Source organism: Streptomyces sp. MNU89, from assembly GCF_020982505.1.
In the GTDB taxonomy this organism is placed as follows: Bacteria; Actinomycetota; Actinomycetes; order Streptomycetales; family Streptomycetaceae; genus Streptomyces; species Streptomyces xinghaiensis.
Window position 1 is genome coordinate 2,776,844 of sequence record NZ_JAJKLL010000001.1, and the last position, 25,747, is coordinate 2,802,590.

The window sequence follows — 25,747 nt, forward strand, 5'->3', positions numbered from 1 at the left end:
CCTCCGTGCACCGGCACACCGGCGGACGAGGCACGCTCCGTAGCGGGACGGCGCTCGTACGGGCTCTCCCGCGGGCCCGTACTCCGGCCACCCGTGACCGGGCAGGCAGAGCCGGGCAGGCAGAGCGGGCGGCCCGCCCGGGCCCGCTGCTCAGCCGCCCTGCTCCGGCCGTTCGAGTGCGCCGTCGACCATCTCCCCGATGCGCGCCCCGGACCGCCGCGCCTCCAGATGGAGCCGGCCCACGTTGGTGCGCGGCCCGGCCAGGACGGTGACGACGGTCGCCGTTCCGGCCGCGTAGGTCGCGACATAGCCCCGGTCGCCCCGGGCCAGCAGTTCGCGGAAGCTCCCGCGGCCGGTGGCGTCCGTCAGCCGCAGGGCCACCCCGAGGGCGGCCGCGGTCAGTGCGGCGACTCCCTCGGCGCCCTCCCCCGCGCCGTCCTGGGCCAGGACGAGCCCGTCGGCGCTGGCCGCCAGGGCCCCGGTCACCCCGGGCACGCGGGCTCGCAACCGGCCCAGTTCCTCCAGGATTTCGGGTTCCGTTTTCATCAGCTGCCTCCTCTCGGCGCGCTGTCGGAGTGCTCGCCTCATGACACCGCTGAGGGGGCCTCATGGGTGGACGGGGAATTCACATGGCCTCCAGTGCGGCACGGAGCCGGCGCAGCAGTTCGACGTCCGGGTCGTCGGAGATGTCCGCGACCCAAGCGGGCAGGGCGGGCGGGGCGGTGCTTCCCCGGGCGGGGCGTCTCGACGTGCCCCGCCGCCGCGAGCCTCCGTATGTCCAGCAGGGCGTGGAAGGCCGGGCGTCCCAGCAGCCGGGCGATCTCCGCGGCGGTGCGCACCCCGTCCGCGAGGTCCAGTAGGGCCCGCTGCCTGCGGGTGACCGCCGGCGCCCGTATCGGGGCGCGCCGCACCACGGGGGCGGTGTCGACCTGCGGATGCGGCCACACCGCCTCCAGCAGCGCCCTGCGCCGGCGGGTCTCCCGTTCGACGGCCTCGACGCGCACCGGCCGTACAGGGCCGAGCCAGTGCGCGGCGCCGTGGCGGAAGCGGACCGGGCCGCGGCCCGGGGCCAGCGCGAAGTAGGCCGCGTCGAACAGCGCGCCGAGATGGCAGATCTCCAGTTCGCCGCCGGCCAGCCGCCCGCTCTCCACCAGGAAGCGGCCGACCTCCCGGCGGGCACCGGCCTGCGCGATCGCCTCCCGCCAGCCCTCGGCGGGCAGTCTCCCGCCGGCGGCCAGCAGGATGTCCAGGCCGGGGGCCGCAGGGCTCTCCGCGTGCACGATCCGCCCGTCGACCAGGTAGAGCGTGCCGGAGTCCCCGAACAGCGCCCCGGTGGCCCGCCGCGCGGCCATGCGGACCAGGAGCGGGGAGAGCGCCGGCCGTACCGCCGTTCCCGTCCTCATATCAGGGCCAGCCGTTCGACCAGATCGCGCAGCCGCAGCCGGGCCAGGGCCAGGTTTCCGTCGTCCCGGCCGAGCCACAGGTAGACGAAGACGCTGCTGTCCAGGGTGTTCTCGACGAAGCGCAGCAGGTGGTAGCCGGTACGGGTGGTGAGCAGAACGTCCTCCACGGGGACATCAGCGTCCCTTCCGCCGGGCACCCGGGCCGAGGGCTCCGCGAGGCCCGGCTGCTCTCCGTCGCCCCTGCGCTCCGGTCCGGCCCCCGCCCGGGCGCCGCCGGCCCCGTTCTCCTCGGCCGAGCCGAACGCGGTGTGCTCGGCGGCCAGCCGGGCGATCTCGGCCATCTCGGCCGCGGTGACCTCGTGGTCGCCGTTGGGGGCGTCCCCCGCCGTGCCCAGGGCGAGCCCGCTCGTCCACTCGATCACGGCGGCACCCCGCGCGCCGGGCAGCACCATGGCTTCCATCAGGCACTCATCGATTCCGGACACGCCGGTGCCCTCCCCATCCCAAGCGTGCTGAGGCGGGCGTCACCCCGCTCCAGTGACCAGAAGGTTACGCAACGTGCCCCACTCGCACGGGAATTCGGGCATTCTCCTGCGGCATATCCAAGCGGTCGCATAGGGTGACGGCGCCCTCGCTGCGCGTCCGCTCGCGATGCGCGGGGGCGGCGCCTGCCGCGCCGGCATCTCCCCAGGTCGGACGGGAGTCGGTCGGCCCGGCGGAGGAATCCGGCAGGTGACAGACGGCGGGGCGAGGCAGTCGGCGGGCAGTGGCCGGACGGGCCGGGAGCCGAGGGGCCGTGGACCGCGGGACCACCCTGCTCCAAGGCGCTGTACGGGGCCCTCCGCGCCCCCGGCCCGCCATGCCACCGCACCGCCACCCCTCCGCGCCCGCAGGCCCCGCAGGGCGTCGCGCACCGTGGACGGCCGCGAACAGCGGGTATACGGAAAGCGAAGAAAGTGGAGCCGGAGCCCGTGACTGTGTTAGCCCTTGTCCACGAGATCCGGCCGAAGGAAGCGGTGCAGCGTGAGCGGTACGTCGATGATCGTCCTGGGGATCGGCTTCTGCATTGCCCTCTACCTCCTGTTCGCGACCCCGAAGGGCGACGGGAGGCGGGACTCCTGAGAGAGCCCGCCACGGGCCCGGGGCAACGCCGCGCACGCACCCGGCCCCGGCCTCCGTACGCCACCGCGCGGCCACCGGAACCCGGGCATCGACATCGGCATCGGCATCGGTGTCAGTGCCCGGATCTACGCTCCCGGCATGGACTCACAGGACCCGCAGCACATCGGAGCCCTCTTCGGCGCGATGATCCTCGGCGTGGAGCTTTCCGAGGAGCCCGCCCCTGCGGACTCTCCGCTCGGCCGCGCCCAGGCGTTCCTCGCCGAGCACGGACCGGACGCCCTCACGGACGAGGTCTTCAGCGCGCTGTGTGACGGCCGCCCCCTGCCCTCCGGCGCGATACCGGCGGACGGACCCGAGGGCGGGACCCCGCCGCGCTGATCACTCCGTACGGGTACGACGCGGACGCGGCACGGACAGCCGGGGACGGCTACGCCCACCGGCTTCTCCCTGGAGGCAGCCGTTCCGGCGCCTCCGCCGGTCCGCCCGGTCCGCCCTCCGGAGTGCACCCTCGGCCGCCCCTGGAGGAGTAGCTCTCCTCACGCCCCGCTCCGCGCCCGTGGCCGCACGGTGACCGGCGTACGGAGACGCGGCGCGGCGGGCCGCCGCCCGGAAAGGGACGGAGGCGCCACGGCCTGTGGGGGACCGTGGCGCCTCCGCGTCTTCTCGCCGGCCGGGCCGGAATTCCGCCCTCGGGCCGTGGACTCTCCCGAGGGGCAAGAGTGGGAGCGCTCCCACCGTAGGGGCGGCCACCCCGGAATGCCAGACTCCTCGGCCAGTTGTTACACGGGGGGCATCCCCGCGTCGCGGGCCCGTGGTAAGCGCCGCCGGGCGCCCGCGGTCCCCCCACGGCACGGCCCGGCGGGAACATCACCCGGCAACACTCAGCAACACCCAGCTCAACGGCCCCTGATCCCCCAGACGTCACAGGATCCGACGGACACCCCGTCCACTCCGGCGCGGGCGGAAGAGCCCGCTCGGCCGGACCCGCTCAGAGCGAACGGCGCAGCACCTCGCCCTTCCGGGCGGGGTCGTAGTCCGGCCCGACCCCCTCGATCAGGAAGGCGTCGCCGTCGACGTGCCGGGTGCGCAGCGGCAGGATCTCCTGGTAGCCGGGCGAGTTGTACCAGGCCCGGGCTTCGTCCGCCCCCGGGAACTCGATGACGACCAGCTCCGCCCCGCACTCGCCTTCCAGTGCCTCGACCGGCCCTCCGTGGACGAGGAACCGGCCGGAGTACGGGTCGAGTGTGGCCTGGATCCGCTCCACGTAGTCGATGACGTCGGGGTGCGGACGGACGCTGGTGAAGTGGCCGATGGCGTAGGCGGGCATGGTCTCTCCTCGAAACGGCTGTCGCGGATGGCCGGCACGGACCGGCATGGGCGGGCGCGGGGCGGAGCCGCGCCGGTGGTGACGGCGGCTCAGGCCGCGGCGTCCGGGGTGCAGGCGGCCGCCACGGCCAGGCTGTCCTCGTAGACGTGATGCCGGGTGATCAGACCGTTTTCAACGGTCAGACGGAGGGCGAAGGGGCTCCTGAAGGTCTTGCCGGTGGCGGCGACCGTCCCGCCGAGTTCCCCCGTTACCACGGCCTCGGCGCCGTCGACGACGATCGCGCCGACCGTCGCCCACCCCTCCCCGCTCACGGTGTGCGCGGCCAGATCGGCCCAGTGCCCGGCGACATCGGCACGGGTCGGGCGCGGTTTGATCCACGGGACCGCCGGGTTCTCGGCGACCATCCAGTCGACTTCGTCGGCGTAGAGGGCCGCGATGCGGTCCGGATCGCCCTCCGTCACGCGCCGCAGGAACTCCCGCACGCTCTGCCGGGTGGCCGCCTCCCCGGTCTCCTCCCCGGAGCGGCCGACGGGGTCGGAGCCCCTGGCCACCGTGCTGCTCCCGGACTCGCCGGAGGGGTTCAACATGCCGGTCATGGCGGGCCTTTCGCTGGTCGTGCGGGATTCCGTCCTCCCGTGCACGATCCTGCCGCCGGGTTCCGGCGGGGTCGATTACCTCCCGGGTCATGCGCGGACGCCGGCGGAGAAGCGAACGGAGGAGCGGAAAGAAGAAACGTCCATGCGACATACCACCCACTTGGCCCAACGAGAGGCGTCCGGAGGGTTACCCGATCATCCGTAGGGGCGTTGTCGCGTCATGGAGCCGCGGCAGTGGTGGGAACGGAACACGGTGTTGGCAGAAGCGTTCTGTCGGAGTGACGATCAGGTGCGCTCGGCGCAGGCGACTCTGGACGAGGCCCAGGTGCACAGGTCGCGCCTGCTGGCGGCGTTCGCGGTCACGGTCGGCAGCGACGGCGCGGTGGCCGGCGTGCTGGGGCTGAACGAACGCGAAGTGCGCGTCGCGCGGCGGACGGTGGGCAAGGAGGACGCCCGCGGGGTGGCGGACCAGTTGCTGGCCGCCGCGGCGGTGGCGCCGGAGGACGGACAGGCGGAGGCGCTGACGGCACCGGAGGCCGTCACCGCACAGCCCATGGGAACGGCCGGAATGCCGGGAGCCGCTGGGGCGGCCGGGGTACCGGGGACGGCGCACGATGCGTACGCGGACCCGATGGCGTACCAGCACTACGCCCCCGCCCAGCCCCCCACGCAGTACCAGCAGACCCAGCACCAGCAGCACACCTACTACCAGCACTACCAGCAACACCAGACACCGGTCCCGCAGCAGACCCAGCACCAGCACCAGCCACCGCCTGCCCCGCAGCAACCCCAGCCGCAGGCACAGCCCCAGCAGCAGCTCCGCGAACCGCGCTGGTCCGGCGCCATGGACGCGCTGCTCGTCGGCAGCTGGCAGACCGGGGTCGATCTCCAGGTCCTGGCCGCCGAGTTCGGCCTCGATCTGGCCCGGCTGATCTCCCGGGCCCAGCAGTTGTCGGCCGAGGGACGGCTCTCACCGCCCTGGGCGGGCAGCGGCCCGGGCGGGGAGGCTCGGTCCGGACGGCACCGCCGCAGCAGCACCGACCTCGACGACGCCTACGACTTCTACGACTCCTACGGCCACTCCGTCCACCCGGGCGGCTGGGAGGTCCCGTCCACCGTGCCCGACGACATGCTCGCCGGGGTGGACCGGCAGAGCGGTCTGCCGCAGTACACGTACAGCACCGTGCCGTGACGGCACGGTGCTGTACGGCAGGCGGCGGGTCCTCACCGCCCGCGATCAGCCCCCGCCCGGGTGCCCGGCGGGGGCTGATCGAATTGACGTACCGGCCGGCCGGGTGTGCTCTGGAAAGAGCGGGGGCAGCGGGAGAGAGGAGCCGCGCCATGCAGACCCAGGCGGAGCGCCGCGGCACAGCGGCACACGCCCGGCCCCGCGGGCGGAACATCTGGCGGACACCCGTCGTGACCAGCGTCGTCTTCGGCTTCTACGCCGGCTTCCTCGACCAGGAGGGCGGTGCCTCCCTCGGGGGAGCCTGGCTGCTCGGCATCCTGGCGGGCGTCGCGCTGCTGGCGCTGTGGCTGGCCATCCACGGCGTGCGCACGAAGATGATCCGCGAGGTGCGGTCAGCGGCCTACGGGGCTCTGGCGGGGAGTGCCATCGGCTTCCTGGTCGGACTGAGCGGGGCCGCCGTACTGAAGGCCTCGGCCATCGGGTTCTTCGTCGGCCTCGGGATGATGATCGCGGTGAACTACCGGCTCTACGGCAGAGTCCGCTGAGACCTGCCTCTCCCACCCCTCCTCCTCTCCGCCACCCGTGCCACCCGCGCCACCCGCGCCGCCGCCCCGCCGCGCCGGCCGCGGTCCGGTGGCCCGGGTGCCGGTGCCGTTCGCAGGCGCTCGCCACCGTCGTACGGAGAGCCCGGCCGGGACTCAGGAAGCCGGGACGGCCTGCTCCGCGACCGTCAGCCTCCCCGCCTCGATGGTGGCGAGACGGGGAGCACGCCGGGCGACGGCGCTGTCGTGGGTGACCATCACGAAGGTCAGGGAGTGCTCCTTCCAGAGCCCTTCCAGCAGGTCGACGATGTCGTCCCGGGTCCCCTCGTCGAGGTTGCCGGTCGGCTCGTCGGCGAGCAGCACCCCGGGCCGCTTCACCAGAGCACGCGCGATCGCCACCCGCTGCTGCTGGCCGCCCGACAGTTCGCCCGGCAGATGGCCGAGCCGCTCCCCCAGCCCGACGGAGCCGAGGGCCTCGGCCGCCCGCTGCCGCCGCTCCGCCGCTTTCACCCGCAGCGGGACGAGGGCGGTCTCGACGTTCTCCTGCGCGGTGAGCGTGGGGATCAGGTTGAAGCTCTGGAAGACGAAGCCGATCTTCTCGGCCCGTACGGCGGTGAGCCGGGCCTCGCTCAGCCGGGCGAGATCCACGCCGTCGAGTTCGACGCTGCCCGTGGTCGGGCGGTCGAGGCCGCCGAGCATCTGGAGCAGGGTGGACTTGCCGCCGCCGGTGGGGCCCTGGATGACGAGCCGGTCGCCGTCGTCGATGGTGAGATCGACACCGGCGAGGGCGTCGATGGTCTCCTTGCCCCGGGTGTAGCGCTTGGTGACGCCTGTCAGCTGGTACATGTCGCTCCTGGGTGGATGGCGGGGACCGCGCGGTGCCGCGCGGGCCGGGGGGAAGGCGTGGCCTCCGCGTACGGCTGTACGAGCCGGGCCGTCGGAGCCGTGCCGTTCGGGGACGAGACCGGGGCCGCGCGGAGGACCGGGCCTGGACAAGACGGGTCGGGAGAGGACGGGTCGGAAGGGGCCGGGAGGGCCGGGAGCCGCCGGTCAGGCGACGCGGCTGAGGGCGTCGGCCGGGCGCAGCCGGGCGGCGCGCCAGCCGCCGAAGGCTCCGGCGACGAGTCCGCCGGCGACCGCGAGGCCGACCGCGAGGCCGATGGTGCCGAGGGCGACGGGTGCGGTCAGCGCGATGTCGATGCTCTGTGCCGCGGCCGCGCCGCCACCGCCGCCCGGTCCGCCGCCGGGCCCCGCGCCCATCCGGCCGCCGCCGGACAGCCCGGCCCCGCGCGCGAGTTCGGCGGTGAGGCCGGGGCTGAGCGCGGTGATGAGGTAGGCGCCGCCGAGGCCGAGGGCGATGCCGAGGGCCCCGCCGAGCAGTCCGTTGACCACGGCCTCGCCGACGACCTGCCGGGTCACCCGTCCGCTCTTCCAGCCCAGCGCCTTGAGGGTGCCGAACTCCCGTACCCGGCGGCTGACGGCCGAGGAGGTCAGCAGCCCGGCCACCAGGAAGGCGGCGGCGAGGACGACGACGGACAGCCACTTCCCGACGCTCGACGCGAGGTCGGCGGCGGTGCTGAGGGAGCCGGAGACGGTGGCGGCCAGGTCCTCGGAGGTGGTGACGGTCGTCCCGGTCACGTTCTTCTGGATGGCGGACTTGACCGCGCCGATGGCCTGCGAGTCCTCGGCCCGCACATAGACCGTGGTGATCTCGTCCTTGGAGTCGGACAGGGTCTGGGCCCGCTCGAGCGGGATGTAAACATCGGCGGCGGCGGAGCCGCTGTCGGCGGTCGCGATGCCGACGATCTCGAACTCCGTGCCCTTGACGGAGATCTCGTCGCCGACCGCGAGGTCCTCCCGCTGGGCGTAGGCGTTGTCGACGACGGCGACCTCGGCGTCGGTCTCACCGCTCTCGAAGGTCCGGCCCTCGGTGAGGGCGGAGGAGGTCAGCGGTCCGAGAGCGGGCTCGGTGACGTCCGTGCCGTAGACGGTGAAGGACTCGATACCGAAGTCGGCGCCCCCGCCGCGGATCTCACCGCCGCCCCGGCCGCTGTCGCCGCCGTCTCCGGCGCCGGGGCCGGGCGCCGCGCCGATCTCGCCGCGCTCGAAGCTACCGCTGATCTTCAGGTTCACCAGGCTGAGGCCGCCGACCGCGTCGGCGACGCCCTCCTGCCCGGCCACCTTTCCCACGGTGCTCGCGTCGAGCGTCTCGAAGCCCTGCACCATCAGCCGGTCGTCGCTCTGCTCCTCGCCCTCCTCGCCGGCGTCGAAGCGGAAGCGGGGGCGCTGCGGGGCCTCGCCCTCCTCGGGCTGCTCCTGCGCCTTGGTGACGGTCATGTCGGTGCCGAGTCCGTACAGGGACTCCAGGACCCGGGCCTGGGCCTGTTTCATCCCCGCGGAGACGGAGGTGACGACGATGACGAGGGCGATGCCCAGGGCGAGGCCGGAGGCGACGACGAGCGCCGCTTTTCTGCGGCGGCGCAGCTCGCGCCGGAGGTAGGTGAAGAACATGCGGGCGACGGTAGGCAGCCGCGGTGAGGGACGGCTGAGGCCCCGATGAGAGCGGGGTGAGAAACGGCACCGGCCGGCGACGCGGTGGAGGGTGGCGGACGGACACCGGGCGGTGGCCGACGGTCCTGTCGGCCACCGCCCGGCGGTGGTGCGTCACGCCGCGCGCGGCGTGTGCAAGCCCGGATCGCTCCGGTGCGGGTCAGATCGCGCTACCGGCGACCCACTCGTTCCAGTCCATGTTCCAGCCGTTGAGGCCGTTGTCCGGGGCGATCTCCTTGTCGGGGGAGTTCTTCACGGTCACGACATCGCCGATGAGCGACTGGTTGTAGAACCAGGCGCCGTCCTGGCCGGGGTCGTCCGCGCCCTTGACGTCGTTCAGACCGACGCAGCCGTGGCTGGTGTTGGCCTGGCCGAAGATGGAGTCGGCGCCCCAGTAGTTGCCGTGGATGAAGGTGCCGGAGGTGGAGAGCCGCATGGCGTGCGGCACGTCCTTGATGTCGTACTCGCCCTTGCCGTCGTCGTCCGTGAACCCGACGGTGGCACCGTTCATCCGGGTCTCCTTGAACTTCTCGGAGATCACCATCTGACCGTTGTAGGTCGGGTTCTCGGAGCTGCCCGCGGAGATCTTGAAGTTCTTGATCTCCTTGCCGTCCCGCACCACCGACATCGTCTTGCTCTTGACGTCGACGGTGGAGACCTGGCTGCGGCCGATCTTGAAGCTGAACGACTTGTCCTGGACGCCCTTCACGCCCGGCGATCCCTCGACACCGTCGAGGCCGAGCTTGACGGTGACCGTGGAGCCGGCTTTCCAGTACTCCTTGGGCCGGAAGTCGAGCCGCTGGGTGCCGAACCAGTGTCCGACGACCTCCTGGCCGCTGGTGGTGTTGACCTCGATCGCCGACTGCACGGCCTTCTTGTTCTGGATGCTCTTGTCGAAGTTGATCGACACGGGCATCCCGACACCCACGGTGGAGTCGGCCTCGGGGGTGTAGTAACCCAGGAAGCTGTTGTCCGGCGAGACGGTGGTGAAGGTGGAGTGCTCGGTGGCCTTGCGGCCCTCCGAGTCCTCCGCGGTGGCGGTGATCTTGTACTTGGTCGAACGCTCCAGCGAGCCGTCCGGCTTCCAGCTCTTGCCGTCGCCGGACAGGCTCCCGGGGATCTCCGCGCCGGAGGCGACAGCCGTCATCGACACATCGGAGAGCTTGCCCTTGGTGACGGTGACCCGGACGTCGTTGTTGATGCCCGCGTTGTCGGTGCCGTTCTTGGGGCTGATCCTTATTCGTGCGTCCGAGGCGTCCTTGGCAGCCGCCCGGTCGACCTGCGACTGCTTTCCGCTGTCACCGCTGTCCCCGCCCTTGCCGTCGGAGTCAGCGCTGCCGCCACCCCCGCAGGCGGTGAGCGTCAGCACGCCGCTGAGCAGCGCGGCGGCGGCGACGACCGCTTTCCGCCGCTTACCTGTCGTCATCACACGCTTCTCCATTGCTACTGTCCCCGGGTCGCGGGCCGGAAGCCGCAAGCGAGTCTTCCGGCCAGTGCTCAGTAAGAACACCCGGACCCGTCGACCCGTTCCACGGGTCTCGGAAGTGTGGCGCACGCCACGTGCGTACCCGATCCGGACACGGCCCTCCGAAGAGTGACCGGTTGTCCCGCGCCGCTCCTCACCCCTTCGTGTCTTCAGACGCCTGCCGTGTGGGGCGCCTGCCCGCGTCCGCGGGTTTCCATCCCTGACCGGACGGCTTGCTTCCGCAGTTCCCGGCCCCGAGCCCCCGGCCCCCGCGGCGGCCGGACATCCCCAACTGCCGCGAAATACACCAGGACCGGACGATCCGCGGCAGGCGGGACACTGGCGAGAGTACCGCTCGCCCTCCGGACTTTCCCATGACCCGTGACCTTCACTACTATCGGACCCGGCCGTTCAACCAACCTGCACCGCAAGGGGTCCATGACGTGTCCGCACGCCGACCACTGCTGACCGCCTCCGCCGCGGGGGCCATGCTGCTCGCCCTGTGGTTCGTGCCGTCCGCGAACGCGACCGTCGAAGAGGGCAGAGCTCCGGCCGCGGAACAGGTCGGGGATCGCATGCAGGGCCAGTCGCCGGCCGAGGAGGCGGATCCCGCCGCGGGCTCCGGCCCCGCCGCGGGAGAGACGGTCACGGACGCCGAGGAACTCGCGCTGGCCGACACCGGCAGCGTCGACACCACCCCGTACCTGCTGGGCGGCACCCTCTTCCTGGGCCTCGGCGCCGCGCTGGTCTCCTCCGCCGGACGCCGCTCGCGCACCCTCATCTGAGTCGTCCGAGCACGGGACACCGGTCCCGGCCGGACGTCCCCGTCGCGTTCCGCGCTGAACGGACGCCCGCACGAACGCTCTTCCGGCTGCCGCACCGGCTCCGCCGGAGCCGTCAACGGACTTCTCCGCACGCGCTCTGCCCGCCCGGGATCGAGGGCTCCCCGGGCGGGCTCTTCGCGTCCCGCCGTCGCTGCCTCTCCGTCTCGACTTCTCGCCCCTTCGCCTCTTCGTCTCTTCGCGTCCTCGCGTCCGGAGGCGACCGGGCTGTCAGGCCAGCGGTCCGGTGACCGTCTCCGCCGCCGCGACCAGGGCCCCGGAGGCCACGAAGGCGTCCGCCGCGGCCAGGTCGGGGGCGAGGAAGCGGTCGCCGCCCGGGCCCGCGACGCCCGCCGCGCGCACCGCCTCCAGGACGGCGCGGGTGGCGGGGGCCGGGGCGAGACCTTCGCGCAGTTCGAGGGCGCGGGTGGCGGCCACCAGTTCCACGGCGATGACCCGGTTCACGTTGCCGAGGGCCGTGCGCAGTTTGCGCGCGGCGGACCAGCCCATCGAGACGTGGTCCTCCTGCATCGCGGAGGACGGGATCGAGTCGACCGAGGCCGGGACCGCCAGCCGCTTCAGCTCACCGACCAGCGCCGCCTGCGTGTACTGGGCGATCATCAGCCCGGAATCGACTCCCGGGTCACCGGCGAGGAAGGCCGGCAGCCCGTAGGAGCGGTTCTTGTCGAGCAGCCGGTCCGTGCGGCGCTCGGCGATGGACGCCAGGTCGGCGGCGGCCACGGCCAGGAAGTCCAGGACGTACGCGACGGGCGCGCCGTGGAAGTTGCCGTTGGACTCGACCCGCCCGTCGGACAGCACGACGGGGTTGTCCACGGCGGCGGCGAGTTCCCGGTCGGCGACGAGGCGGGCGTGCGCGAGGGTGTCACGGCCCGCACCGGCCACCTGCGGCGCGCAGCGCACCGAGTAGGCGTCCTGGACGCGAGGGGCGGCCTGAAGGCCGTCGTAGCCGGTCTGGTGGTGGCCGGTGAGCCCGGAGCCGGCGAGCATCCGCAGCATGTTGTCCGCGCTGGCGGCCTGGCCCGGGTGGGGCCGGACGGCGTGCAGTTCGGGGGCGAGGACCCGGTCGGTGCCGAGCAGCGCCTCCAGGGAGAGGGCGGCGGTGATGTCGGCGGAGGTGAGGAGGCGGGCGAGGTCGGCGTTGGCCATGACGAGCATGCCGAGCATCCCGTCGGTGCCGTTGAGGAGGGCCAGGCCCTCCTTCTCGCGCAGGTCGAGTGGGGCGATGCCGTGCTCGGCGAGCAGTTCGGCGGCCGGGCGCACGGCACCGTCGGGCCCCTCCGCCTCGCCTTCGCCCATGAGGGTCAGGGCGCAGTGGGAGAGCGGCGCCAGGTCGCCGGAACAGCCGAGGGATCCGTACTCGTGGACGACCGGGGTGATGCCGGCGTTGAGCAGGGCGGCCATCGTCTCGGCGACGAGCGGCCGCACCCCCGTATGTCCCGACGCGAGGGTCTTGAGCCGGAGGAACATCAGGGCGCGGACGACCTCGCGCTCCACGTGGGCGCCCATGCCCGCGGCGTGCGAGCGGACGATGTTCCGCTGGAGGCGGCCGCGCAGCTCGGGGCCGATGTGGCGGACGGCGAGGGCGCCGAAGCCGGTGGAGACGCCGTACACGGGCTCCGGGCGGGCGGCGAGCGCGTCGACGACCCGCCGGGAGGCGGCGAGCGCGTCGAGGGCTCCGGCGGACAGCTCGATCCGGGCCCCGCCGCGGGCCACGGCGATCACGTCGTCCGCGCTCACGCCGGACGATCCCAGCACCACGGTGTGCATATTCATATTCAGGCACCCTAAGTTCTGAATCATGTTCTGTCACGACGCGGGCCGCACAGCCGTCCGGCACCGCCCCTGGCCCGGCCGCCCCGCGCCTGACATGATCGGATGAACGATCGTTAACACGATGCACGACTGAGGACAGGAGGCGGCGATGGGCGGCGCGGCGGACGAGGTGCGGTACGGCGAGTGGATCGCCGTCCGGCGGCACGGCACCCATGTGGCGGAGCTCGTCCTGGACCGCCCCCGGGCCATGAACGCCGTCTCCACCGAGCTGGCCCGCCGCCTCACCGAGGCCTGCGACGCCCTCACCGCCGACCCCTCGGCGCGGGTCGTGGTGCTGACCTCCAGCCACGAGCGCGCCTTCTGTGTCGGCGCCGACCTCAAGGAGCGCAACTCCTTCACGGACGCCGAACTGCTGCGCCAGAGGCCGGTCAACCGGGCCGCCTACACCGGTGTCCTCGAACTGCCGATGCCCACGGTCGCCGCCGTGCACGGGTTCGCCCTCGGCGGCGGCTTCGAGATCGCCCTCTCCTGCGATCTGATCGTCGCCGATCCCACGGCCGTGGTCGGGCTCCCGGAGGTGTCCGTCGGCGTGATCCCGGGCGGCGGCGGCACCCAGCTGCTGCCCCGCCGGGTCGGTGCCGCGCGGGCCGCCGAGCTGATCTTCACCGGGCGCCGGGTGGCCGCCGCCGAGGCGCTCTCCCTGGGCCTGGTCGACCAGCTCGCGGACGAGGGCCGGGACCGCGAGGAGGCCCTCGCCCTCGCCACCCGCATCGCCGCCAACTCCCCGGTCGGCCTGCGCGCGGCGAAGCGCGCCCTCCGGCTGGGACACGGGCTGGACCTGCGCGCCGGCCTGGAGGTGGAGGACGGCGCCTGGCGGGCGGTGGCCTTCTCCGGGGACCGCGCGGAGGGCGTCGCGGCCTTCAACGAGAAGCGGGCGCCGGACTGGCCCGGGGAGTGAACCGGGACGGCTGAAGGGGCGCGGGAACCGGCTGCGGGCACGCGGCGGAGGCGGGGTTCGCCGGCCCCCGTACCGGCGAACCCGGCGCCCCTCCGTCGCGGCCCGTCCGGCGGCCGCGGGGCCGTCGGCGGCGGAGCGGCGTCGGCCGGGTTTCGGACCGGAGAAGAAGCCCTCCCCAGGAGGGCGCTCACCGGGAAATGTTCCTAGTCTGGGGTGAAGGATGGGCCCACAGTGACGGAACACGAGGTGCCGGGTGGCTGGTGACGGCGGGGGCGATGCGCGGCTGGCCGCCGTGGTGGCGCTGGCCCAGGCGATGGCCGCCGCCCAGACCCCCCGCGAGACGGCACGCGCCGCCGCGCTCGGCGCCCGGAGCGCCCTCGGCGGCTGCTTCGCCGCGATCTCCGCCTGGGAACGGGACCTCGGGCGGCTCCGGGTCCTGGTCAACGTCGGCGAACTCGCTCCGGGCGAGGAGGAGTTCCCGGAGAACGAGTCGTATCCCGTCCGCGACTTCCCCGAGATCGCCGAATTCCTGCACGAGCGGTGGGCGGGCGGCGGCGAGCCCGACGCCTGGGTGGAGACCGCCGACGGCCCGCCCCGCGACCGCGGGCCCGGCTCGTACTGCCACCAGCGCGTCGCCGCCCTCCGGCGGCGCGGGCGGGGCTGCTGTGTGGTCGCGCCGATCGTGCTCCACGGCCGCGCCTGGGGCGAGCTCTATGTGGCGCGGCCCGCCGGCGTCCCCGTCTTCGACCGGGAGGACGCCCGGTTCGCCACGGTCCTCGCCGCGGTGGCCGCCTCCGGGATCGCCCAGACCGAGCGGCTCGCGGAGGCCCGCCGGCTCGCCTTCACCGACCCGCTGACCGGCCTGGCCAACCGCCGGGCCGTGGACGTCCGGCTGGAGGAGGCGCTGGAGCGGCACCGGGCGGAAGGGACCGTGGTGAGCCTCGTGGTCTGCGACATCAACGGGCTCAAGCAGGTCAACGACACCCTGGGGCACGCGGTCGGCGACCGGCTGCTGGAGCGTTTCGGCTCCGTGCTGTCGGTCTGCGGGGCCATGCTCCCCGGGGCGCTGGCGGCGCGGCTGGGCGGTGACGAGTTCTGTCTCGTCACCGTCGGCCCGCCCACCGAGGAGGTGGTGCGGGCAGCGACCGAGCTGTGCCACCGCGCGGCCAAACTGGATCTCGGCGAGGGCGTCGCCTGCGGGGTGGCCTCGACGGGGCAGCCGATCGGTCCCGTGCCGTCCGCGCGGCGGCTGTTCCGGCTGGCGGACGCGGCACAGTACCGGGCGAAGGCGGCCCGCGCCGACGGGCCGGTCGTGGCGGGGGACGGGGGGCCCGACGATCCGGTCGTGCGGATGGCCGACGCCTCACCGACGGCTCCCGCCCCCGGACCGGAGCGGCGGCGGTTCCGCGGCCGCTGAGCCTCCGGCGCGGGTCCTGCTGTTCCCGGAGCAGGCTTCCCGGAGAGGCGGGCTCCCCGGATACAGGCGTCCCCCAGGCACAGGCGCAGGCGCAGGTACGGCTTCCCCGGGTACGGGCCTCCCCGGATCGCGCCCGTCTCCGTCCCCCGCGGTGTCGCCGGCCGGCCCGGTCCCGGCGCCGGGTGACGGCCTCCCGCCGGGCCGAGTGCGGCCGAACGCCCCCGCCCCGCGCGAGCGCCCGTCCTCGGCAAGCTCCCGCCCGGTACTCCGTCGCGGCCGCGGGCCGCCACACCGCGCGGTCGGGCCCCGTTACGGCTCTGCCGGCGGGGACACCGGCCGTCGCTCCGGACGGCGGGTGAGGAGCCAGGGTTCGACGACCCCCAGGCCGCGGACCGGGCGCTGCCACATCGGCTGGAGCGCGAAGCGGTACGGGTGCGGCGGCTCCGCGCCCTCCTTCTCCGCCGCGGCCGCCTCGGCCTCCGACTCCGGCGCGTCCCCGGACCGCATCAGCTCCGCCGCGAACGCCTCGTCCACCAGGACCGAGTCCTTCGGCGCTATCGAGGTGAGGCGGCTCGCGAGGTTCACCGTCGTGCCGAAGACGTCGCCCATGCGCGTGGTGACGGTGCCGAAGGCGATGCCGACCCGCAGCTCCGGCATGGTCTCGTCGTTGGCCAGTGTCTCGATCATCCGCAGGCCGATCTCGGCGGCCGTGCCCGCGTCGTCCGCCGCGTACAGCACCTCGTCGCCGAGGGTCTTGATGAGCCGGCCGCCGCGGGCCGCGACCAGATCCGCCGCGGTCGTCTCGAACGCCTCGACGAGCTCGCCGAGCTCCTCCTCCTCCAGCCGCCGGGTGAGCCGGGTGAAGCCGACGAGGTCCGCGAAACCGACGGCCAGCCGCCGGTCGACCATCTCCTCGTCGTCCTGGGTCTGGATGACGCGCCCGGCGGCCGCCGCGAGCTGCCGCCGCCACACATAGACCAGGAACTCCTGGAGCTCCGGCAGCAGCAGCTGGACCAGCGGGTACGCGACCTCGGTGCGGGTCATCCCCTCCTCGGGGGGCTCGGTGAGGCCCTCCAGGAAGCCCTCGATCTGCCAGTCGGCGAGCCGGGCCGTGGTCTGGCCGGTGGACCGGGCGACCTGGACGGCCATCGGCTCGCTCAGCAGTCCCGCCTCGACGAGGCCCGCCAGCCGCCGCAGCGCCAGCACGTCGGCCTCCGTCAGCGCCCGGGCCTGGCCGATGTCGGCGAAGCCCATGGCGCGCCAGAAGCGGGAGGCCAGCTCCATCGACACCCCGGCGCTGCGGGCCGCCTGGAAGGGGGTGTACTGGCGTTCGGCGCCCAGGATCAGCTGCTCCAGGCGGATCGCGAGGGGATTGTCCTCGGTCTCCTCCACCTCGTCGGAGTCGTGCGAGCCCGCGAAGGCGTTCGCCGTGTACGGGGCTCCGGCGCCGGGGGGCACCGGGGCGGGCCGCCCGTGTCCGGCCGCTCCGCGCCGGGAGGCGGGCCCTCGTCCGGGCCCTCCTCCGAGCGGCCGTCCGGGCCCTCCTCCGAGCCCTCGGAGCCCTCGGCGCCCTCCCCGGCCCGCTCGCCGCCGGCCGTGCCCGCGCCGTCGCCGGGGGCACCGCCGGCATCCGGTCCTTCCGAGCCCTCGCCGGCGCCCGCGTCGTCGACGATCACTGCCCGCCCCCTGTCCGATCCGTGCGCACAGCCCTTCCGATCACATCTCGCCGTGCCGTCCGGGTCCGCCACCCGGACGGGCCCGGGACGCTGTCCCCGGCCGCCTCAACGATACGTCAGGTGTGTGCTGGCTCACTCTCTCCGGCCGCTCTCTCACCCGCGGGGCCGCAGGTGGACGATGTCGCCCGCGCCGACGGCCTCCCGGCCGCCCCCTTCGGTCCGCAGCACCAGCCGCCCGTCCCCGTCCAGGGCGACCGCCTCGCCGCTGATCTCCCGGTCGCCCGGCAGCACGGCCCGGACCGTCCGGCCGAGGGTGGCGCAGCCGGCGGCGTACGCCTCCAGGACTCCGCTGCGCGCCGGGTCGCCTTCGGCCGCGCGCCAGTCGCCGTACCACTGTTCGAGTGAGCGGAGGACGGCCCGCAGGATCGGGTCGCGGTCCGTGGAGACCGCTCCGGCCAGGGCGAGCGAGCCCGCGCCCGGCACGGGGAGTTCGTCCGCGCCCAGCGACACGTTGAGGCCGATGCCGAGGACGACGTCCCCGTCGCCGACGCGCTCGGAGAGGACGCCCCCCGCCTTGCGCTCCTCCCCGTCCACCGTCACCAGCAGGTCGTTGGGCCACTTCAGCGCGGTGTCCGTGCCCGCGGTGCGGGACACGGCGGTCGCGGTGGCCACCCCGGCGAGCAGCGGCAGCCAGCCCCAGCGGGTGACGGGGACGGCGGGTCCCGGCCGCAGCAGGACGGAGGCGAAGATCCCGGAGCGGGCCGGCGCCACCCAGTGGCGGTCGAGCCGGCCGCGGCCCGCCGACTGCTCCTCGGAGACGAGCACCGCCCCCTCGGGGACGGTTCCGGCCGCCGCCCGTTCCGCCAGATCGGTGTTGGTGGAGCCGGTGACCTCGACGACGTCCAGCGAGGTCCACAGCCCGCCGGGGCGGACGAGGGCGCGGCGCAGCCCGGTGGCGTTCAGCGGCGGCCGCTCCAGATCGGACCAGCGGCCGGGCGGTTCCGGCGCGGATCCGCCGGACGGTGTGGCAGTCATGGGGCCAGCGTAGGCAGGGAACGGGCGGCCGGCGTGCCGGAGCGTACGCCCCCGCCCGCTCCGGCGCGCCCCTGTGCGATCGCCCACATCGCGCCGCCCGGCCGCGTCCCCCGCGCACAAGGAGCGCGCGCTCACCGCACGCGCCCCTCCGCGCGGGGTACCCGGCCTGCGGAGATGTGGCCAACGCCGCACTCGCAGGACACAGTGCCGCCGATACGCTACGAGGCGGTAACCAGGTAGCCCCCACCAGGACGAGCAGGAGCCGCATCCCGATGTCCGAGCCGGAAATCGACCTTCACACCACCGCGGGAAAGATCGCGGACCTGCAGCGGCGCATCGGCGAGGCCACGCACGCCGGCTCGCAGCGCGCCGTCGAGAAACAGCACGCGAAGGGCAAGCTGACGGCTCGGGAGCGGATCGATCTGCTGCTCGACGAGGGTTCCTTCGTGGAGCTGGACGAGTTCGCCCGGCACCGCTCCACCAACTTCGGCCTGGAGAAGAACCGCCCGTACGGTGACGGCGTGGTGACCGGCTACGGCACCATCGACGGCCGCCCCGTCGCCGTCTTCTCCCAGGACTTCACGGTCTTCGGCGGCGCCCTCGGCGAGGTCTTCGGCCAGAAGATCGTCAAGGTGATGGACTTCGCGCTGAAGAACGGCTGCCCGGTCATCGGGATCAACGACTCCGGCGGCGCCCGCATCCAGGAGGGCGTCAGCGCCCTCGGTCTCTACGGCGAGATCTTCCGCCGCAACACCCACGCCTCCGGGGTGATCCCGCAGATCTCCCTGGTCGTCGGCCCCTGCGCGGGCGGCGCGGTGTACTCGCCCGCCATCACCGACTTCACGGTGATGGTCGACCAGACCTCGCACATGTTCATCACCGGCCCGGACGTCATCAAGACCGTCACCGGCGAGGACGTCGGCTTCGACGAGCTGGGCGGCGCCCGCACCCACAACGCCACCTCCGGGGTCGCGCACCACATGGCGGGCGACGAGAAGGACGCCATCGAATACGTCAAGGCGCTCCTCTCCTACCTCCCGTCGAACAACCTCAGCGAGCCCCCGGCCTTCCCCGAGGAGGCCGACCTGGAGACCTCCGACGAGGACCGCGAGCTGGACGCGATCATCCCGGACTCGGCCAACCAGCCGTACGACATGCGCTCCATCGTCGAACACGTCCTGGACGACGGCGAGTTCCTGGAGACCCAGGCGCTCTTCGCGCCGAACATCATCACCGGCTTCGGCCGGGTCGAGGGCCACCCCGTCGGCATCGTCGGCAACCAGCCGATGCAGTTCGCCGGCTGCCTCGACATCGACGCCTCCGAGAAGGCCGCGCGCTTCGTGCGCACCTGCGACGCCTTCAACGTGCCGGTGCTGACCTTCGTCGACGTCCCCGGCTTCCTCCCCGGCGTCGAGCAGGAGTACGGCGGCATCATCCGGCGCGGCGCCAAGCTGATCTACGCCTACGCGGAGGCGACCGTCCCGCTGATCACGGTCATCACCCGCAAGGCGTTCGGCGGCGCGTACGACGTGATGGGCTCCAAGCACCTCGGCGCCGACCTCAACCTCGCCTGGCCCACCGCCCAGGTCGCGGTGATGGGCGCGCAGGGCGCGGTGAACATCCTGCACCGCAGGACGCTCGCCGCGGCCGAGACGCCCGAGGCGCAGGAGGAGCTGCGGCAGCAGCTCATCGCCGAGTACGAGGACACGCTGCTCAACCCGTACGTCGCGGCCGAGCGGGGCTATGTGGACGCGGTGGTCATGCCGTCCGAGACCCGCCGTCACATCACCCGGGGCCTGCGCACCCTGCGCTCCAAGCGCGAGTCCCTGCCGCCGAAGAAGCACGGCAACATCCCGCTGTAGCAGGCCCGCCCGGCGGGCGGTGAGGAGCAGCGGTACAGCGGGTACGTACGGGGTGAAAGCGGACACGGCGGAAGCCGAGGAAGGAAGGCCGGCGATGTTCAAGGTGGTACGGGGCAATCCGACCCCGGAGGAGCTGGCCGCCGCACTGGCGGTGGTCCAGGCACGCGCCTCGGCGGCCTCGTCCGCCACCGCGGCGCCCGAGCAGCTGGACGAATGGGCCGACCCGGCGCGGAACGTGCCGGGCCGCAGGCTGCCGCACCCCGGCCCCACGGCCTGGCGCAGCTCGTACTGGCCGCGCTGAGGCGCGTCCGGCCCGCTCCGGCCCGTTCCCGGCCCCGCGAACGGAGCGGTGCCGCCTGAGTATCCGTACTCAGGCGGCACCGCCGTTTCCGGCGGATCATCGGACGCATGCTGTGGTCCGACCCCTCCGACGAACCGCCCCGGGACCTCCGCGACACCGAGGAGATGCTGCGGCGTGCCGGAGGGGTGCTCGCGGTCGCGGTGATCATGGTCCTGCTGCTCATCCTGGGCTTCCAGGGCTGACGCCCTTCCCGGCGGCCCGCGCGCCCCGGCCGCCTTCCGCCGCCCGGAGTCCCCGCCGCCCCCGCGGCCGCTTCTATACGCTGGCCCGCATGCCGAACAACGCATCCGCCGTACCCCGCACGCTCGTTCTCGCCTCCCGCTCCCCGGCCCGCCTCGCCCTGCTCCGGCAGGCCGGGCTCGCGCCCGAGGTCATCGTGAGCGGGGTGGACGAGGACGCGCTGACCGCGGAGACCCCGGGCGAACTCGCGCGGCTGCTGGCGGAGGCCAAGGCCGCCGCGGTGGCCGGCCGGGCGGAGGCCGCGGGGGCGCTGGTCGTGGGCTGCGACTCGGTTCTGGACCTGGACGGGCGGGCGCTCGGCAAGCCGGACGGCGCGGAGGACGCGACGGCCCGCTGGAAGTCCATGCGGGGCCGCTCGGGCGTGCTGCGCACCGGGCACTGCGTCATCGACACGGTGAGCGGACGGCAGGTGTCGGCGACGGCGTCCACGACCGTACGGTTCGGCGAGCCGTCGGACGAGGAGATCGCCGCCTACGTCGCCAGCGGTGAACCCCTCCATGTGGCGGGCGCGTTCACGCTCGACGGGCGGTCGGCGCCGTTCATCGACGGGATCGACGGCGACCCGGGCAACGTCATCGGGCTGTCCCTGCCGACCCTGCGCGCGCTCCTCGCCGATCTGGACCTGCGGATCACCGACCTGTGGGTGCGCGAGGACGTCGCGCCGGCGGTCTGAGGCCGCTCACCGGACCGGACCCGCGGGGGCCCGGGCGCCCGCCCCGGGCACCGGACGGGAGCCGGACGGGAGCCGGACGGGAGCCGGGGCACCCGCCGCGCGGCGGGCCCGCTCAGGCCGCTCCGGGGGTGCCCGGGACGACCGGCGGCTGGGGCCCGGGGACCGTCCCGCCGGGTCCCGTTCCGCCGGCTCCGCCGCGACCTGCGGCGCCGCGCCGGGCGGCCCTGCCGCGGCCCGGCTCCCCGTAAGCGATCAGCGAGAGCACGACGAGGCCGAACACCAGCATCATGAACGCGAACGCGCCCCAGCCCACCAGACCGACCGTCAGGGCCCCCAGCAGCGCGTGCACCACCGCGCAGGCGATCAGCAGAACGCGGAAGAAGCGGTTCGGCGCCCGGTCGCGCAACGCGCTGTACAGCAGCACCGCCCCGCAGGCGAACAGGTAGAGCCCGAAGCCGATGCCCAGCGCCAGGGTTCCGGCCGACATGTGGTCCGGGTCCAGGCCGGCGAGCGACATGCGCTGGCCGTCCACGACCTTCCCCAGGAACCAGTGCAGCCAGACGATGCCCAGCGCCTCGGCCATCAGCACCACCGCCGCCACGAGCGCCACCGGTCTGCGAGCCACCGGACCCACCCCTCTTCCCACCGCTCGGTCTGTTACCACGAGTATCAGACGACGTGCGGCACGCTACTAACGGGTAATGCCGTAGGACAAGGGGTCTGCGAAGGCTGCGGCGAGGAAGCGACCACCCGGCAAAGTTTCCGGCCGGGCTTCGTAGGGACCCCACAAAAAAATCCACCCGCCCACCTGGGGCCCCGACAGAGACCTTGCCCACACCGGCGCTCGACCACGGCCCCGGTGAGGCGCGCTTATCCTTGCACGACAAGGACTTTCGGCAGTTGGACACCGGTGGCCTGACCGTGCGTGTGGGGAAGGTCACCCCCTGAGGCGCCTCGGCATGGCGTGTCGGCAGTCCCTAAACTCGCCTTGTTTCAAGGAGGGAGCCATCGTGCGCAAGGTGCTCATCGCCAACCGTGGCGAAATCGCTGTCCGCGTTGCCCGCGCCTGCCGGGACGCCGGGATCGCGAGCGTAGCCGTCTACGCCGATCCGGACCGGGACGCTCTGCACGTCCGCGCGGCCGACGAGGCCTACGCGCTGGGTGGTGACACCCCGGCAGCCAGCTATCTGGACATGTCCAAAGTCCTCGGGGCCGCCGCCGAGTCCGGCGCGGACGCCATCCACCCCGGGTACGGCTTCCTCTCGGAGAACGCCGAGTTCGCCCAGGCGGTCATCGACGCGGGCCTGATCTGGATCGGTCCGCCGCCGCAGGCCATCCGCGACCTCGGCGACAAGGTCGCGGCCCGGCACATCGCCCAGCGGGCCGGCGCGCCCCTGGTCGCCGGCACCCCCGACCCGGTCTCCGGCGCGGACGAGGTCGTGGCCTTCGCCGAGCAGCACGGCCTGCCGATCGCCATCAAGGCCGCCTTCGGCGGCGGCGGCCGCGGCCTGAAGGTTGCCCGCACCCTCGAAGAGGTGCCCGAGCTGTACGACTCCGCGGTGCGCGAGGCGGTCGCCGCCTTCGGCCGCGGCGAGTGCTTCGTCGAGCGCTACCTGGACAAGCCGCGGCACGTCGAGACCCAGTGCCTCGCCGACACCCACGGCAACGTGGTGGTCGTCTCCACCCGCGACTGCTCGCTCCAGCGCCGCCACCAGAAGCTCGTCGAGGAGGCCCCCGCGCCCTTCCTCTCCGAGGAGCAGAACGCCGAGCTGTACCGCGCCTCCAAGGCCATCCTCAAGGAGGCCGGCTACGTCGGCGCCGGCACCGTCGAGTTCCTCGTCGGCGTCGACGGCACGATCTCCTTCCTGGAGGTCAACACCCGCCTCCAGGTGGAGCACCCGGTCACCGAGGAGGTCACCGGCATCGACCTGGTCCGCGAGATGTTCCGGATCGCCGACGGAGAGGAGCTCGGCTACGGGGACCCGGCCGTGCGCGGCCACTCCTTCGAGTTCCGGATCAACGGCGAGGACCCGGGGCGCAACTTCCTCCCCGCCCCCGGCACCGTCACCGTCTTCGCCCCGCCGTCCGGCCCGGGCGTGCGGCTGGACGCCGGTGTCGAGTCCGGCTCCGTCATCGGCCCGGCGTGGGACTCCCTGCTCGCCAAGCTGATCGTCAGCGGCGCCACCCGTCAGCAGGCCCTGCAGCGGGCCGCCCGCGCGCTGGCCGAGTTCAAGGTCGAGGGCATGGCCACCGCGATCCCCTTCCACCGCGCGGTGGTCGAGGACCGGGCCTTCGCCCCCGAACTCGACGGCTCCGGCGAGCCGTTCACCGTCCACACCCGGTGGATCGAGACCGAGTTCGCCAACGAGATCCCGCCGTTCGCGGCCCCCGGCTCCGAGGACGCCGAGGCCGAGACCCGCGAGACGGTCGTGGTCGAGGTCGGCGGCAAGCGGCTGGAGGTCTCCCTCCCGGCCTCGCTGGGTGTGGCGTCCGCCCCGGCCGCCGGGCAGAAGAAGCCCAAGCGGAAGACCGCGAAGAAGGCCGGCGCGGCCGCCTCGGGCGACACCCTCGCCTCGCCCATGCAGGGCACCGTCGTCAAGGTCGCCGTGGAAGAGGGCCAGCAGGTCAACGAGGGCGATCTGGTCGTCGTCCTGGAGGCCATGAAGATGGAGCAGCCGCTCAACGCGCACCGCTCCGGCACCGTCAAGGGCCTCGCCGCCGAGGTCGGCGCGGCGCTCTCCTCCGGCGCCGTCATCTGCGAGATCAAGGACTGAGCCCGCCCGCGCGGGGGACCCACCACGCGGCAGCCCCGGCCCGACGGCCGGGGCTGCGGCATTTCCCGGGCCGCCGCCGGGGGAGCCGTCACCACGGCCGGAGTCACGGCCCGGGAACCACGGCCCGCAATCCCGGCCCGGCAAGCACGGGCATGACCACCGGCCCGGGCATTCGGCGGTCGCCCACCCGTCCGGCGGTGGCATCCTGGGACGCACACGGTCGGCAGAGTGAGGGGAGGACCGGCGGCGATGGCGACGGAGACGGAGCGGACGGCGGCGCGTCCCATGCGCGCGGACGCGCGGCGGAACCACGAGCGGCTGCTGACCGTGGCCCGGTCCGCCTTCACCGAGCACGGCACCGACACCTCGCTGGAGGACGTGGCGCGCCGCGCGGGCGTCGGCGTCGGCACCCTCTACCGGCACTTCCCCAGCCGCCGCGCGCTGATCAGCGCCGTCTTCCAGAGCGAGGCCGACGCCCTGGTGACCCGCGGGCGGGAGCTGCTGGACGCGGCGGAGCCGTGCGCCGCGCTCCTCGCCTGGCTGCGGGCCCTCATCGGCCACGCCGTCACCTACCGCGGCCTCTCCCGCACCCTGATGACCGCCTCCCCGGACGGCAGTTGCGAACTCTCCTCCTGCAGCGTGCCGGTACGGACCGCGGGCGGCGCCCTGCTGGCCCGGGCGCAGCGGGCCGGGAGCGTGCGGCCCGAGGTGGGGATCGGTGACCTGCTGCAGCTGACCAACGCCATCGCGATCGCCGCCGAGGAGAGCCCGGACGACGCCGGGCTGGCGGACCGGCTCCTCACCCTCACCCTCCACGGCCTCCGGCCGGCCGCCTGAGCAGCACGGCCCGCACCGGAGAAGCACGGCCCGCACCGGAGGGGAACCCGGCGCCCCGGGCGGCGGGCACCGTACGGCGTCGGTGCCCGCCGCTCAGCGGCGGCGCAGGTCCGCCACCCGGCCGTTGCCCGGGGGCTGTTCGGCCAGGGAGGCGGCGCTGCGCAACTGGGGCGGGGGCCCGCCCCCCGGATGGGCCCGGCGCTGCCCGGGGAGCGGCAGGTCGTCCGTCTTGGCGACGGCGGGCGGCGGGGCCGTCCGGCGCGGTCTTCGGCCGGCCGGGCCGCCGCTGTCCGTACCGCCGCCTCCCGGTCCGGCCACCGCGATCTGCACGCCCTGGTCGGCCAGGGCCTGGAGTTCGGTGGCGGCCCGGTCGTCGGGGGCGGGCGGTTCGTCCGTGACCAGCCGGGTGATCACCTCGGTGGGCACCGTCTGGAACATGGTGTCGGTGCCCAGCTTGGTGTGGTCGGCGAGGACCACGACCTCGCCGGCGGCCTGGACCAGCGCCCGGTCCACGCTCGCCGAGAGCATGTTGGAGGTCGAGAGCCCGCGCTCGGCGGTCAGCCCGCTGCCGGACAGGAAGGCGCGGGAGACGCGCAGCCCCTGCAGGGACAGCTCGGCACCGCTGCCGACCAGGGCGTAGTTCGAGCCGCGCAGGGTGCCGCCCGTCATGACGACCTCGACCCGGTTGGCATGGGCGAGGGCCTGGGCGACGAGCAGGGAGTTGGTGACGACGGTCAGACCGGGGACGCGGGCGAGCCGGCGGGCCAGCTCCTGGGTGGTGGTGCCCGCGCCGACGACGATCGCCTCCCCCTCGGTGACGAGGCTCGCCGCCAGATCGGCGATGGCGGTCTTCTCGGCGCTGGCGAGATGGGACTTCTGCGGGAAGCCGGACTCCCGGCTGAAGCCCCCGGGCAGGACCGCACCACCATGGCGGCGGTCGAGCAGTCCTTCTGCCTCCAGTGCCCGCACATCCCGCCGTACGGTCACTTCGGAGGTCTGGACGACGCGGGCGAGCTCCCGGAGCGACACCGCTCCGTTCGCACGCACCATTTCTAGGATCAGTTGGCGACGTTCTGCAGCGAACACGAAACTGACAGTAACGCCA

24 protein-coding genes and 1 pseudogene are annotated in these 25,747 nt (G+C 73.9%); 12 read left to right on the plus strand and 13 right to left on the minus strand.

Going from position 1 to position 25,747, the window contains the following annotated elements; genetic code table 11:
• Nucleotides 1-150 precede the first annotated feature (150 nt).
• The 3 genes and pseudogenes from E4N63_RS11840 to E4N63_RS11850 form a co-directional block, all read right to left on the minus strand.
• Nucleotides 151-588, minus strand: a complete 438-nt coding sequence (locus tag E4N63_RS11840) for a roadblock/LC7 domain-containing protein (RefSeq protein ID WP_105165663.1) — start codon at nt 586-588, stop codon at nt 151-153.
• A gap of 37 nt (nt 589-625) precedes the next feature.
• Nucleotides 626-1,403: pseudogene (locus E4N63_RS11845) on the minus strand (transcriptional regulator).
• Complete coding sequence (locus tag E4N63_RS11850; RefSeq protein ID WP_268271335.1) at nt 1,400-1,864, minus strand: hypothetical protein; 465 nt, start codon at nt 1,862-1,864, stop codon at nt 1,400-1,402. The pseudogene E4N63_RS11845 and the gene E4N63_RS11850 overlap by 4 nt, the downstream one beginning before the upstream one ends.
• 799 nt (nt 1,865-2,663) lie before the next feature.
• Here E4N63_RS11850 and E4N63_RS11855 point away from each other — a divergent pair.
• Entirely contained in the window at nt 2,664-2,903 is a 240-nt protein-coding gene (locus E4N63_RS11855; protein WP_230240611.1) for a hypothetical protein, read from the plus strand.
• Between the two features lie 610 nt (nt 2,904-3,513).
• Here the strand turns inward: E4N63_RS11855 and E4N63_RS11860 are convergent.
• Nucleotides 3,514-3,852 (minus strand): DUF1330 domain-containing protein, encoded by a 339-nt coding sequence (locus tag E4N63_RS11860; protein WP_125623602.1) that lies wholly within the window; start codon nt 3,850-3,852, stop codon nt 3,514-3,516.
• Between the two features lie 89 nt (nt 3,853-3,941).
• Entirely contained in the window at nt 3,942-4,439 is a 498-nt protein-coding gene (locus tag E4N63_RS11865) for a nuclear transport factor 2 family protein (RefSeq protein WP_374112867.1), read from the minus strand.
• Nucleotides 4,440-4,737: 298 nt separating this feature from the next.
• Between E4N63_RS11865 and E4N63_RS11870 the strand changes: the two genes are divergently transcribed.
• Entirely contained in the window at nt 4,738-5,640 is a 903-nt protein-coding gene (locus E4N63_RS11870) for a hypothetical protein (protein ID WP_230240613.1), read from the plus strand.
• A 149-nt stretch (nt 5,641-5,789) separates the two neighbouring features.
• A complete protein-coding gene (locus tag E4N63_RS11875; RefSeq protein ID WP_125623600.1) occupies nt 5,790-6,182 on the plus strand; it encodes a hypothetical protein in 393 nt (130 codons plus the stop codon).
• 153 nt (nt 6,183-6,335) lie between these two features.
• On the opposite strand, the gene E4N63_RS11880 is transcribed toward E4N63_RS11875, so the two are convergent.
• The 3 genes from E4N63_RS11880 to E4N63_RS11890 all read right to left on the minus strand — a co-directional run bounded on the left by E4N63_RS11880 (nt 6,336) and on the right by E4N63_RS11890 (nt 10,170).
• Nucleotides 6,336-7,025 (minus strand): ABC transporter ATP-binding protein, encoded by a 690-nt coding sequence (locus tag E4N63_RS11880; protein WP_125623599.1) that lies wholly within the window; start codon nt 7,023-7,025, stop codon nt 6,336-6,338.
• 204 nt (nt 7,026-7,229) lie between these two features.
• Nucleotides 7,230-8,690 (minus strand): ABC transporter permease, encoded by a 1,461-nt coding sequence (locus E4N63_RS11885; protein WP_230240614.1) that lies wholly within the window; start codon nt 8,688-8,690, stop codon nt 7,230-7,232.
• A 199-nt stretch (nt 8,691-8,889) separates the two neighbouring features.
• On the minus strand, nt 8,890-10,170 hold the full coding sequence (locus tag E4N63_RS11890) for an Ig-like domain-containing protein (protein ID WP_125623597.1): 1,281 nt from the start codon (nt 10,168-10,170) through the stop codon (nt 8,890-8,892).
• A gap of 467 nt (nt 10,171-10,637) precedes the next feature.
• Between E4N63_RS11890 and E4N63_RS11895 the strand changes: the two genes are divergently transcribed.
• Nucleotides 10,638-10,979, plus strand: coding sequence for a hypothetical protein (locus tag E4N63_RS11895; RefSeq protein WP_185831180.1), 342 nt, complete (start codon nt 10,638-10,640; stop codon nt 10,977-10,979).
• Nucleotides 10,980-11,246: 267 nt separating this feature from the next.
• Here the strand turns inward: E4N63_RS11895 and hutH are convergent, their stop codons facing one another.
• Entirely contained in the window at nt 11,247-12,803 is a 1,557-nt protein-coding gene (gene hutH, locus E4N63_RS11900; RefSeq protein WP_230242446.1) for a histidine ammonia-lyase, read from the minus strand.
• Between the two features lie 154 nt (nt 12,804-12,957).
• Between hutH and E4N63_RS11905 the strand changes: the two genes are divergently transcribed.
• Together E4N63_RS11905 and E4N63_RS11910 are read left to right on the plus strand one after the other, a co-directional pair.
• A complete protein-coding gene (locus E4N63_RS11905; protein WP_230240615.1) occupies nt 12,958-13,767 on the plus strand; it encodes an enoyl-CoA hydratase/isomerase family protein in 810 nt (269 codons plus the stop codon).
• Nucleotides 13,768-14,080: 313 nt separating this feature from the next.
• Entirely contained in the window at nt 14,081-15,184 is a 1,104-nt protein-coding gene (locus E4N63_RS11910) for a sensor domain-containing diguanylate cyclase (protein ID WP_125623617.1), read from the plus strand.
• A gap of 309 nt (nt 15,185-15,493) precedes the next feature.
• On the opposite strand, the gene E4N63_RS11915 is transcribed toward E4N63_RS11910, so the two are convergent.
• Together E4N63_RS11915 and E4N63_RS11920 are read right to left on the minus strand one after the other, a co-directional pair.
• Nucleotides 15,494-16,576, minus strand: coding sequence for an adenylate/guanylate cyclase domain-containing protein (locus E4N63_RS11915; protein ID WP_228430244.1), 1,083 nt, complete (start codon nt 16,574-16,576; stop codon nt 15,494-15,496).
• Nucleotides 16,577-17,013: 437 nt separating this feature from the next.
• Complete coding sequence (locus E4N63_RS11920; RefSeq protein WP_125623594.1) at nt 17,014-17,895, minus strand: biotin--[acetyl-CoA-carboxylase] ligase; 882 nt, start codon at nt 17,893-17,895, stop codon at nt 17,014-17,016.
• Between the two features lie 272 nt (nt 17,896-18,167).
• Here E4N63_RS11920 and E4N63_RS11925 point away from each other — a divergent pair, with 272 nt between their 5' ends.
• From E4N63_RS11925 to E4N63_RS11935, 4 genes are all read left to right on the plus strand, one after another.
• On the plus strand, nt 18,168-19,757 hold the full coding sequence (locus E4N63_RS11925; protein WP_230240616.1) for an acyl-CoA carboxylase subunit beta: 1,590 nt from the start codon (nt 18,168-18,170) through the stop codon (nt 19,755-19,757).
• A gap of 94 nt (nt 19,758-19,851) precedes the next feature.
• Nucleotides 19,852-20,058, plus strand: coding sequence for an acyl-CoA carboxylase subunit epsilon (locus E4N63_RS11930; protein ID WP_043465570.1), 207 nt, complete (start codon nt 19,852-19,854; stop codon nt 20,056-20,058).
• Between the two features lie 107 nt (nt 20,059-20,165).
• Nucleotides 20,166-20,300 carry a morphogenic membrane protein MmpB gene (gene mmpB, locus E4N63_RS30575; RefSeq protein WP_267134219.1) on the plus strand — a complete coding sequence of 45 codons (135 nt, stop codon included), beginning with the start codon at nt 20,166-20,168 and terminating at the stop codon, nt 20,298-20,300.
• 89 nt (nt 20,301-20,389) lie between these two features.
• On the plus strand, nt 20,390-21,031 hold the full coding sequence (locus E4N63_RS11935) for a nucleoside triphosphate pyrophosphatase (RefSeq protein ID WP_125623592.1): 642 nt from the start codon (nt 20,390-20,392) through the stop codon (nt 21,029-21,031).
• Nucleotides 21,032-21,143: 112 nt separating this feature from the next.
• On the opposite strand, the gene E4N63_RS11940 is transcribed toward E4N63_RS11935, so the two are convergent.
• The gene (locus tag E4N63_RS11940) at nt 21,144-21,656 is read right to left on the minus strand and encodes a hypothetical protein (protein WP_185831179.1); all 513 of its coding nucleotides are present in this window, start codon (nt 21,654-21,656) and stop codon (nt 21,144-21,146) included.
• Between the two features lie 385 nt (nt 21,657-22,041).
• Here E4N63_RS11940 and E4N63_RS11945 point away from each other — a divergent pair, with 385 nt between their 5' ends.
• Nucleotides 22,042-23,805 (plus strand): biotin carboxylase N-terminal domain-containing protein, encoded by a 1,764-nt coding sequence (locus tag E4N63_RS11945; RefSeq protein WP_125623591.1) that lies wholly within the window; start codon nt 22,042-22,044, stop codon nt 23,803-23,805.
• 249 nt (nt 23,806-24,054) lie between these two features.
• Nucleotides 24,055-24,642, plus strand: a complete 588-nt coding sequence (locus tag E4N63_RS11950) for a TetR/AcrR family transcriptional regulator (RefSeq protein ID WP_230240617.1) — start codon at nt 24,055-24,057, stop codon at nt 24,640-24,642.
• Between the two features lie 93 nt (nt 24,643-24,735).
• Here the strand turns inward: E4N63_RS11950 and E4N63_RS11955 are convergent, their stop codons facing one another.
• Nucleotides 24,736-25,692 carry a DeoR/GlpR family DNA-binding transcription regulator gene (locus E4N63_RS11955; protein ID WP_230240618.1) on the minus strand — a complete coding sequence of 319 codons (957 nt, stop codon included), beginning with the start codon at nt 25,690-25,692 and terminating at the stop codon, nt 24,736-24,738.
• Nucleotides 25,693-25,747: the final 55 nt, after the last annotated feature.